This window comes from Agrobacterium sp. CG674 (assembly GCF_053521645.1).
The window spans coordinates 280,130-289,673 of the sequence record NZ_JBNWDZ010000007.1; the positions used below are offsets into that span (position 1 = coordinate 280,130).

9 protein-coding genes, 1 tRNA gene, 1 rRNA gene and 1 pseudogene are annotated in these 9,544 nt (G+C 55.2%); 5 read left to right on the plus strand and 7 right to left on the minus strand.

Translation table 11 applies throughout. The features are described 5' to 3' along the window. Window positions 1-132 precede the first annotated feature (132 nt). Window positions 133-1,029 carry a lysylphosphatidylglycerol synthase transmembrane domain-containing protein gene (locus tag ACQZ51_RS19015; protein ID WP_448779591.1) on the plus strand — a complete coding sequence of 299 codons (897 nt, stop codon included), beginning with the start codon at window positions 133-135 and terminating at the stop codon, window positions 1,027-1,029. Here ACQZ51_RS19015 and ACQZ51_RS19020 read toward each other — a convergent pair. Together ACQZ51_RS19020 and ribA are read right to left on the minus strand one after the other, a co-directional pair. Beyond that, window positions 960-1,763 (minus strand): CDP-alcohol phosphatidyltransferase family protein, encoded by an 804-nt coding sequence (locus tag ACQZ51_RS19020; RefSeq protein ID WP_448779592.1) that lies wholly within the window; start codon window positions 1,761-1,763, stop codon window positions 960-962. The two genes, ACQZ51_RS19015 and ACQZ51_RS19020, sit on opposite strands and share 70 nt — an antisense overlap. 23 nt (window positions 1,764-1,786) lie before the next feature. Beyond that, window positions 1,787-2,893, minus strand: coding sequence for a GTP cyclohydrolase II RibA (gene ribA / locus ACQZ51_RS19025; RefSeq protein ID WP_448779594.1), 1,107 nt, complete (start codon window positions 2,891-2,893; stop codon window positions 1,787-1,789). A 152-nt stretch (window positions 2,894-3,045) separates the two neighbouring features. On the opposite strand from ribA, the gene ACQZ51_RS19030 reads away from it, so the two are divergent. The 4 genes from ACQZ51_RS19030 to ACQZ51_RS19045 are packed head-to-tail and all read left to right on the plus strand — an operon-like array spanning window position 3,046 to window position 6,296. Continuing rightward, the gene (locus ACQZ51_RS19030; protein ID WP_448779596.1) at window positions 3,046-4,050 is read left to right on the plus strand and encodes a zinc-dependent alcohol dehydrogenase; all 1,005 of its coding nucleotides are present in this window, start codon (window positions 3,046-3,048) and stop codon (window positions 4,048-4,050) included. Between the two features lie 10 nt (window positions 4,051-4,060). Further along, a complete protein-coding gene (locus ACQZ51_RS19035; protein WP_448779598.1) occupies window positions 4,061-4,459 on the plus strand; it encodes a 6-pyruvoyl trahydropterin synthase family protein in 399 nt (132 codons plus the stop codon). After that, window positions 4,456-5,502, plus strand: coding sequence for a glycosyltransferase family 4 protein (locus tag ACQZ51_RS19040; protein WP_448779599.1), 1,047 nt, complete (start codon window positions 4,456-4,458; stop codon window positions 5,500-5,502). Before ACQZ51_RS19035 ends, ACQZ51_RS19040 begins: the two co-directional genes overlap by 4 nt. Next, window positions 5,499-6,296: a class I SAM-dependent methyltransferase gene (locus tag ACQZ51_RS19045; protein WP_448779601.1), complete on the plus strand. Its 798-nt coding sequence runs from the start codon at window positions 5,499-5,501 to the stop codon at window positions 6,294-6,296. The genes ACQZ51_RS19040 and ACQZ51_RS19045 overlap by 4 nt, the downstream gene beginning before the upstream one ends. On the opposite strand, the gene ACQZ51_RS19050 is transcribed toward ACQZ51_RS19045, so the two are convergent. From ACQZ51_RS19050 to rrf, 5 genes and pseudogenes are all read right to left on the minus strand, one after another. Next, complete coding sequence (locus tag ACQZ51_RS19050; RefSeq protein ID WP_448779603.1) at window positions 6,225-7,043, minus strand: RibD family protein; 819 nt, start codon at window positions 7,041-7,043, stop codon at window positions 6,225-6,227. The two genes, ACQZ51_RS19045 and ACQZ51_RS19050, sit on opposite strands and share 72 nt — an antisense overlap. Before the next feature lie 27 nt (window positions 7,044-7,070). Continuing rightward, the gene (locus tag ACQZ51_RS19055) at window positions 7,071-7,610 is read right to left on the minus strand and encodes a cytochrome b (protein WP_448779605.1); all 540 of its coding nucleotides are present in this window, start codon (window positions 7,608-7,610) and stop codon (window positions 7,071-7,073) included. 165 nt (window positions 7,611-7,775) lie between these two features. Beyond that, window positions 7,776-8,920, minus strand: a pseudogene (locus ACQZ51_RS19060) (IS3 family transposase). Between the two features lie 199 nt (window positions 8,921-9,119). Next, window positions 9,120-9,196 (minus strand) — tRNA-Met (locus ACQZ51_RS19065). A 267-nt stretch (window positions 9,197-9,463) separates the two neighbouring features. Then, window positions 9,464-9,544, minus strand: a 5S ribosomal RNA gene (gene rrf, locus ACQZ51_RS19070); the annotation flags it as partial.

Sequence of the window (9,544 nt, forward strand, 5' to 3'; positions counted from 1 at the left end):
CTGCTCCGACCACAGCTTTCAAGTTAATGTGTTTGAGATCCACAGGGCTTTGGCGCATCACTGCAATCTGCTCCCGTCTCCTGCACGTAGGATTCTATTGGAAAAACAGGTAAAATACAGAGGCGCCCGCGCTTGAACAAACTGCGAATATTCGTGTCCGTCGCCACGTTGGCGCTCCTGATCATCATCATCCAGCGCGCCGATCAGGCGGGTCTTGCACAATCGCTCTCGCGCATCTCCTGGACTGCGATCATATGCTGCCTCGCGCTGGTGCAGGTGCAAATCGTGCTCTCGGCGCTGAGGTGGCGCTTCACGGCGAGACGTCTTGGCCAAGATATAGCGCCTTTCACGGCAATTCGCGAATACTACGTCGCCAGCCTTTTGAACCAAACCCTGCCGGGCGGCATGGGTGGTGATGCTTTGAGAGCCTGGAGAATGCGCAGCGATGAGCACGGTGGGTGGAAACAATCTGCCAAGGCCGTTATCTTCGAAAGGCTGTCCGGCCAGATCGCGCTTTTTCTTCTGGCATTGATTGGCCTGTGCATCTGGCCCTTCATGACGAACGCGGACAATGTTCAATATTCGGGGCATTTTCTCGTCCTCGGAATAGCTGCCATCGCCATCGTCATACTGATCACCATATGGATCAAAAGGCGAAACGTGGAGAACAACCTTCTCGAAAGCCTGCTCAACGTCTTCGTCCGGCGCAGGGCATGGCTGTTTCAAATCTCGACAAGCGCCGCTATTCTCTTCGCCTATGTCGCCGTGTTCCTGATAACGGCCCATGCCATGGGGTCCAATCTTACGTGGATTGCAGGCCTGACGATCATACCGTTCTGTCTGGTCGCTATGCTGATCCCCACCGGCTTTGGCGGCTGGGGAACACGCGAAGCTGCGGCGATGGCACTCTGGCCTTTGTTGGGCGCATCTTCCGCCGATGGTCTTGCCGCGAGCATTAGCTATGGTTGGCTGTCTCTTGCCGGTGCCGCACCTGGAATAGTTTTCCTCGTCGCCTTGCGCAGGAGATAGACGACATCGATGGCGAAGGACATCACAAGCATGGCAAGCGAAATAGCCGCGAGGTAGCTCGACAGAGGAACGGTGACAAAAGGCACGAGGATCAGGCATAGCGCTGACACCTGGACCACACACACAAATTTGCGCCTGAACGACGTGGGCAAATCGGCAGCCAAGACGGGGAAGAACCAGCCAGCAGCGACAAATCCATAGCGCATCAAGCCAATGAGAAGGACCCAAGCCCCAGCCTTTGCGAGGATAGCTGCGGCAACGGAAAGGATGAGGATGAGAAGCGCATCGACTTCCATGTCGAAACGCGCACCGAGCTCGGATTCCTGCCGGTATTTCCGTGCCAGATAACCATCAATACCATCAAGCGCCAGAGCGAAGGCAACGACCCCGACGAGCACCCACAGAACGGTATCAGCTTGGTGGAGGCTTTCGAAGCATATCACGGTGGCGCCCGTCAGGCTGACAAGCGTACTGCGAAATGCCGTGACAAAATTGGCATAGCCGAAGCGGCGGTGGGGATAATCCGGCAAGAGATACATGACGAAGCCGAAAATGAGGGAAAGGGACAGGATGGCGGCAGCCACAAAATCCCACCCCAAAGACAGTTTCGCGCGCAAGACGACTGCAACGATGATCGTGCCGAGCATGAGACAAGCAAGGTTCGCCAGCGTGCTATGAATGAGGGGCCGTCTGCCCCCCATTTTTTCCGCGGCATAAGTTGGGATCAACGCCATTCATTCCTCCTTGCGGCCAAACATCACTCTGCGGCAACCAGCGCCTTCAAGTCCATGAGATGACCGGCACGAAGTGTCTTCGTGCGGAGGTAATTCTGGTTTTCCATTGTCACAGTGCCGTTGACCGGCGCACGCGCATCAACTTTTATGCCACCTGCCCTCAGCGCGCTGATTTTCGTTGGATTGTTCGTATAGACGGCAACGTTGGAAATTTTCATAAGCAACAGCATCGCAACGGCTGCCTCATATCGGCGATGATCCTCAGCGAGGCCCAGCTCTGCATCCGCATCGATCGTGTCCAGACCGAGGTGCTGATAGCCATAAGCGCGCATTTTCGCGCCAATACCCGTGCCCCGGCCTTCCTGATCCAGATAAAGCAGAACTCCACCACCGGCTTCCTTGAGAAGAGCAAGCCCGTTTTGAAGCTGATCGCCGCAATCGCATTTCAGCGAGCCACAGAGATCGCCGGTAATGCAGGATGAATGGATGCGGATTGGTACCGTGCGGGATGTATCAGGCTTGCCAACGACAATTGCGACCTGGTCCTTCTGCGCGAGCCCGCCACGGAAAACGACGAATTCAGCATCTCCCAGCTCCTTGAGAGGAACGCGGGTGCGAGCAACCTGCTGGAAGCGCTGGCGGGCCACATCTGCACCTTTCAAGTGAGCGGCAGATAAGTGGCAGCATCCTGCAAATGTGTTGCTTGTCGCTGAAATGTCGGCGACGATCATGGAGGGAAGCAAAAGAGCAATTCGCGCAAGCTCGGCTGTCTGGGAAGCAAGAGTATCTGCCGCGACCCAGCTTGAAGGACGCTTGGCGCCGAGTACATAGGATAGACGCGAAGCCGCCTCGAAGTTCACACCCGCAAGTGGCGTCAATATATCCTGTTGGCCTGCGATACCGAGCCGTAATGCCCTTGGGGCGGTCAGCAGCAGCGAATGAGTTTGATCGCAGGCAGCTGCGAATTGGTCATAAATAGAGGGAGCAACGGCATCAAGAGCAAGAACTGCCATCTTCCGTTCGTTCGATGACAACACAACGGGGCGTCCGTAACGCAACTCGGAAACGGCGCGTTCTACGTCAATTTCGGGCGTGCTGAACTGAAAAGATGGCTTGGAGGCATTCAACATCGGACATAATCTCCCTGTGCGTTTTTTGGTTTTACGATGAAATTTGCAGGCTGGTTTTGTGTGAGCCGTAAATTTATTTTGATTTACTCACGGAACAAAACGCGGCTCTGCGTCATACGCTCCATTGAACACGCACATATGGGATCACTCTTTTGGCATTTGCAAAGAACACCGCGACAATCGCGCGCCATCCGGCGCGTGCGCTCTGGATAGAGAGCGCAGGCCAATGTGCGAAGAAGGAAGAGATCCTGAGCTCGGCCCTTGAACCCCATGAGGTCCTTGTTCGCAGCCTGTACAGCGGCATTAGTCGGGGAACGGAATCCCTCGTATTCAATGGTGGCGTTCCCCAAAGCGAGTTCGACAGAATGCGCGGGCCGCATATGGTCGGCGATTTCACGTTTCCGCTGAAATACGGGTACTCCAGCGTTGGCATGATCGAGGATGGGCCAGCGGAATTACTGGGTCGAACGGTGTTCTGCCTCCACCCGCATCAGGATGTCTTCATCACGACGCAGGATATGGTCACACCTCTGCCGGACAATCTTCAGCCAGAGCGCGCCGTGCTCGCTGCGAATATGGAAACCGCCCTCAACATCGTTTGGGATGCCCTCATTCAGCCCGGAGACCGGGTGGCCGTCCTCGGCAGCGGCGTGGTGGGAACACTTGTGGCAAGCCTGTCCAGCAGGATTGCGGGAACAGAAACCACCCTCGTTGACGTCAACCCGGATCGTCGCAAGCACGTTGAAGCCATGAACATCCGGTTCGTAGAAGCTGGCAGTCTAAACGGCGAGTTCGACGTGCTCATCAATGCCTCGGCATCATCAGCAGCACTTGCCAATGCCATTGAACATGCCGGAACGGAAGCGCGGATCGTGGAGGCAAGCTGGTACGGCGAAGGCACCGTTACCATCCCGCTCGGCGGCGCGTTTCATTCCAAACGGCTTTCCCTCGTCAGCTCGCAGGTCGGCTCCATCCCCGCATTTCGCAAGGCGCGCTGGACGTTCGGACGGCGCATGGCAAAGGCCCTGGAGCTTTTGCGGGACGATCGTCTCGATCACTTAATTTCCGGCGAAACGTCGTTTGATGATCTGGCTAGTGATTATCCACGTATCCTCTCATCACAAGACACACTTTGCCATCGAATCCGCTACCCATGAAAGAGAGACCATGTTCGCAGTCGAAGTTCGAGACCACATTATGATCGCCCACAGCCTGCCGCGCCCGGTCTTCGGCCCTGCCCAAGGCATGCACGGCGCCACCTTCGTTGTGGACGCTGCGTTTTTCACAAAGGACGTGGACGAGGATGGTCTCGCGGTCGATATCGGCGCAGCAACGACTGTCCTATCTGAGGTTTTGAAGCCGCTGAATTATCAAAATCTGGATGAGGTCGATGTCTTCAAAGGCAAGATCAGCACCACAGAAGTCATCGCAAAACACATATTCGATGAGCTTGCAGCAGCCGTGGCAGCCAAGCGTTTGGGTCCCGGCAGCCACCGGATCTCGCGCCTCAAGATTACCTTGCATGAATCTCACGCAGCGCGCGGCTGGTATGAGGCAGACCTTTGAAGCCAAGCCTCACATTCGCTTACCCCGGCAACCTCGAACTGAGGACCGGGGGATATGGCTACGACCGGGAAATCATCAAAGGGTTACGAGATCTCGGCTGGGAGCTCGACCTTCTGCCGCTTGGAGATGGCTTTCCCTCCCCCACTCCTGACACATTGGCAGAAGCGGAAAAGCGGTTGTCGTCCTTGGACGAAGGCGCGCTCGTTGTCATAGACGGGCTGGCTTTTGGTGTCATGGATGCCTGGGCAAGCCGTGAGGCTCAGCGCCTGAGGATCGTGGCGTTAATCCATCATCCGCTAGCGCTGGAAACCGGGCTGAGCGCAGAACAACAGGAACCTTTGCGGCAAAGTGAGATGGAAGCCCTGCGGGCAGTGCGCCATGTTCTTGTCACCTCGCCGATGACAGCCAGCGAATTGACGAGAAATTTCGGTGTTTCGCCTGATAAGATCAGCGTCGCAGTACCGGGAACGGTAAGGCCACCGTCATCGCGCAAGGTCGTGAACGAAATCCCGCAAATCCTATCTGTTGGTTCTTTGACAACGCGCAAGGGACATGATGTTTTGATCAATGCGATGGCCAGTATTTCCGAGCTTGATTGGCAGGCAACGATCATTGGAAGTCCCCATTTAGACACGACTGTCGCCAATGCTCTGGAAGAGCAGATCAGAAGGCTTGATCTTTCAGCGCGAATTAATCTTGCTGGAGAAACCGATGATTTGACCACGGCCTATGCCGAAGCCGACATATTCGCGCTTGCAAGCCGTTATGAAGGTTATGGCATGGTCTTTGCCGAAGCTCTGTCTCACGGCCTGCCTATCATTGCCTGCAAGGCGGGCGCGGTACCAGACGTCGTCCCAACCGACGCTGGATATCTCGTTCCTGTAGACGATGTCGAGGCGGTCGCCTCCGCGCTGAGGACGTTGCTAACCGATCATGAGGAACGCAGTCGGCGGGCGGAAGCAGCAGCTAGAGCCGGCGCTTTACTCCCGCAATGGGAAGACACGTCGAAAATCATTTCGACGGCATTGAAAGAGTTGGCATGAGCGGGTTTGATAAGGAATGGCTGAAACTTCGTGAACCAGCAGACCGTGAAGCAAGATCGGCGCCGATGCTCGAGAAAGTGCGTCAGTATCTCGATGCCCTTCCGCAACCGCATGTCATCATGGATATAGGGTGCGGCACAGGATCGACCTACAGGACGCTTTCGCAGAAACTGCCACACTGCAATTGGAAGCTTCTGGACTATGAAACCGTGTTGCTGGATGAGGCGAAGCGCCAAATAGGTGTGCGTGAAAACATCGAATTTCACCGCCAGGACCTGAAAGATCTTGACAACACACTTCTCGATAACGTTGCGATTGTCACCGCATCGGCTCTTTTCGATCTCTGCTCATCGGATTTTTGCGACCGCTTCGTGGAGACGTTGGCCCATCGCAAAATCGGCCTCTACGCAGCGCTGAACTATGACGGCATCATGGCATGGTCGATAGAACATCCGCTGGATGCGCAGATCGCCGCAGATTTTAACCTTCATCAGCGATCTGACAAAGGGTTTGGCCCAGCCTTGGGACCCGACGCTTCTGCCCATCTCTCTCATCGATGTGAAGCATTGGGATTTGCGGTTGAGATTGCCGATAGCCCCTGGCGCCTTGACCCGTCCTCAGCCGAGCTTCAAAAGGAGTTTCTGGCGGGGCTTCATCGGCCAGTGCAGGAAATAGGCAATGTCAGCGATCTGGCATTCAAGGAGTGGCTAGAGTTCCGCCACTCACACATTGACCGCGACGGCAGCCTCTGCATCGTTGGACATACGGACTTTCTGGCCCTTCCCAGCACTTAGGCACGCATCCGCTTTCATGCGACAGTCAAACAGCACATCGCCTCCCAGTACGTAAACATCTGCTGAGGGGCGCTGAGCGTTACAGAGCTCCGTGATGGGTGCCAAGGAGATTCCAGATGGTCCGGAGCCAATGATCAAAGGTGAGATCGTCACATGAAGGCGGTCCACCAGCCCATCATCGATGAAACGCGCGATTGTTCTTGCGCCACCTTCCACCAGTATCCGCTTCAAGCCGCGCTTGGCAAGACAGTCCAAAATATCCTGAGGGTCAAGGCCATATGGGCCACGTTGAAGTCTCACCACATCGAACCGCGTTGCGGACCTCGGCGCATCATGACCTTGGATGACGATAACCGGTGCAGCGCCGTCTTGAAACAGCCGCTCATCTCCGGTCAATTCGCCGCGACAGTCTATGATGACCCGGGCGGGACTAGGGCCTGTCACCTCTCGCACGGAAAGGCGCGGATCATCATTCTGGACGGTTCCGATACCGACGATGACCGCATCAACGAGGGCGCGACAACGGTGAAGATGCGCAAGCCCTTCAGGTCCTGAAATATCGCGAGCATCCCCACTTGGAGTCGCAACGCGTCCATCAAGAGACTGACCGACCTGCGCAAGGACAAACCCATCCTTGGCCGACGCAATCGGACCGTAAAGCGCAAATGCGGGATCCACATCTTGCCTGCCGATCAGGCCATTCCCATTGCGTAGTGAAAGGAGCCGCGTCCAAAGCCTGTCATTCATATGGAGGTTTTGCATCGACGTCCCTGTCTAAAGAATTCGGTAAAGCGTGGCATCTCGGCGTATGAGGTGATGGAATATCGCTGCCAATATGTGTAACGCGAAAAGCCCTAAAACGATCCACGCGCTCCACTCGTGGATGGCTGAGAGCGTCGGCGCGATCTCCGAAGATTTGCCAAGCGGACTCCAGATCGTCACCAATCCGAACCATTGCAGGGGGAACCCGTGGGCATTTGTGGCTAAGAAGCCTGAAACGGGCATGATGATCAAAAACAGGTAAAGCAACCCGTGAACCGTATTGGCCGCAATACGCTCTAGCGCGGATCTCTCCACTAGAGGCGGTGATTGAAAAAGCCGAAATCCAACTCTGAGCAGCATGGCCCACAGCACGAGAAAGCCGAAGCTTTCATGCACAAGATAGAAATCCAGCTTGACGTCATCCTTGACGAAACCAATCATCAAGCCCAGAGGCCATGTCACGAAAACAAGCAAAGCCACAATCCAGTGCATGGCTTTTGATACGCGGCTATAGCCCGGAAAATCTGGCGTCGAGCGATATAGCATCCGCATCCTCCCTCGGAATACATATCACAATCTAGAAGAGGAATCGCTATAGCAGGCGGCAAAATCAAGCTATCGTGATGCAAAATGTTCAAGGTCATAACGGCAGTCTGTTCACGGCAGTTACATGCCGCCAATAAATTAGGTCTTGCTGCCGGTTTTTCGAACACTCAGTTAGGCTGATCCCACCTTGTTTTCAAATTCCATAGGCTGAGGTAACCCTGCATGGAATGGAGACGCTTTGGATTGTAGAAGCGCTCGATGTAATCGAAAATGTCCGCCTTTGCATCGTCATTGGTCCTGTATATCTGCGAGCTGGCTTCTCCGTTGTGAGTGATGAGAAGAAGCTTTCCATCGCGGCATTGTTCCATACATTGACAGATCGGCGAATCGAGCACGTGATGCCGTCATCGGCCATGAGACTGGAACTGCTCGCTTGTGTATTGGCTACCCTGGTCAGAATGGTGGAGCAGCGGATCCGGCTTGCCTCTGCGCCATATGGCCATGATCAACGCATATGTAACGAGCTGGGCTGTCATGTTGGTGTTCATCGACCAGCAAACAACACGTCGCGAGAACAGGTCGATGACGACGGCCACATAGAGCCAGCCCTCAGCCGTCTATAGATAGCTAAAATCGGCACCCATTTCTGGTCCGGTCTTGCTGCCGCGAACTGTCGGTCTAGCACATTCGGCATGATGACCGGGCGGTCACCGTCGTCTTTTGGCAAGCTACGCCTTCGAGGCATCGCTCTCCTCAATGCATTGTCGCGCATGAGACGCTCGGCACGATGTGAGCCACAGGAGAGGCCTTCGGCGAGCAGGTCGTGCAAACACGCCGTGCGCCGTAGCTGCGGTCGCTATCCTTGAAGCTGTCATTTATCTTGTCGAACAGTGCCTCGTCATACCGGGCATGCTGGTTCGGAGACCGGCTTAACCAAACATGAAAGCCGGAACGCGATATACCCAGCGCTTCGCAGAGCCATGCGATCGGCCAGATCGAACGGTGCTTTCCAATAAACGCAAACTTCATATCACGTCCTTTGCAAACTAGACGGCGGCCTTTTTTAAGATGTCGCGCTCCGCCTTCAGCTTGGCCACTTCTTTGCTAAGCCTCTTGATAGCAAGCTGCTCAGGCTTCATCTGCCCGTAACCAGGAAACGCCTGTGCTGGGTCCGAGCCATATGCCCTGACCCACTTGCGCAGGACATTCTCATGAACATCCAAATCGCGCGATGCCTGTGGAACGCCGTCCGCAAGCTCTCGAAGCAACCTCACCGCCTCAAGCTTGTACTCGCGGCTGAACTTCCTTCGTTGTATTCGTGCGCACCAGTTTTCATTGGAGGCGCCTTAACTCAGTGTCCAAGAAACCGGCAGCAGGCCAATCGTCACAGGAACGAGTCCGCCGGCCGTGTCAGGGCGGGTGAGTTCAGGGATAGTCAGGAGAAGCTGGAGTTTCTGTCTCACTTTCGTGCGGTTCTCGCCGAGGCGGAGGCTGAAAGGAAAATGTTACAATATTTGGTTGCGGGGGCAGGATTTGAACCTGCGGCCTTCAGGTTATGAGCCTGACGAGCTACCGGGCTGCTCCACCCCGCGTTACCAGCGTAAATCCCGATGGGATTTCCGCGACAAAGCAAACTCTTTGAGTTTGCGTCTCTACCCGACTTTTGCCTGAGGCAAAATGTCGTCTCGGTCCGGTTTTTGGCATTAGCCAAAATACCGTTATTGAACTCAGAGGGCTGAACAGATGCCTTATGAGCAGTTCGCTTAAATGCATAAAGGCCGCTTGCGCGGCCCTTTGTATCGGCTGGGCCGAAGGAGTGTGTTGAGAAGAGTGTTTTTATCATGCGTTGCGTTTTGCAGACCTGGCAGCGACCTACTCTCCCGCGTCTTAAGACGGAGTACCATTGGCGCTGGGGCGTTTCACGGCCGTGTTCGGAATGG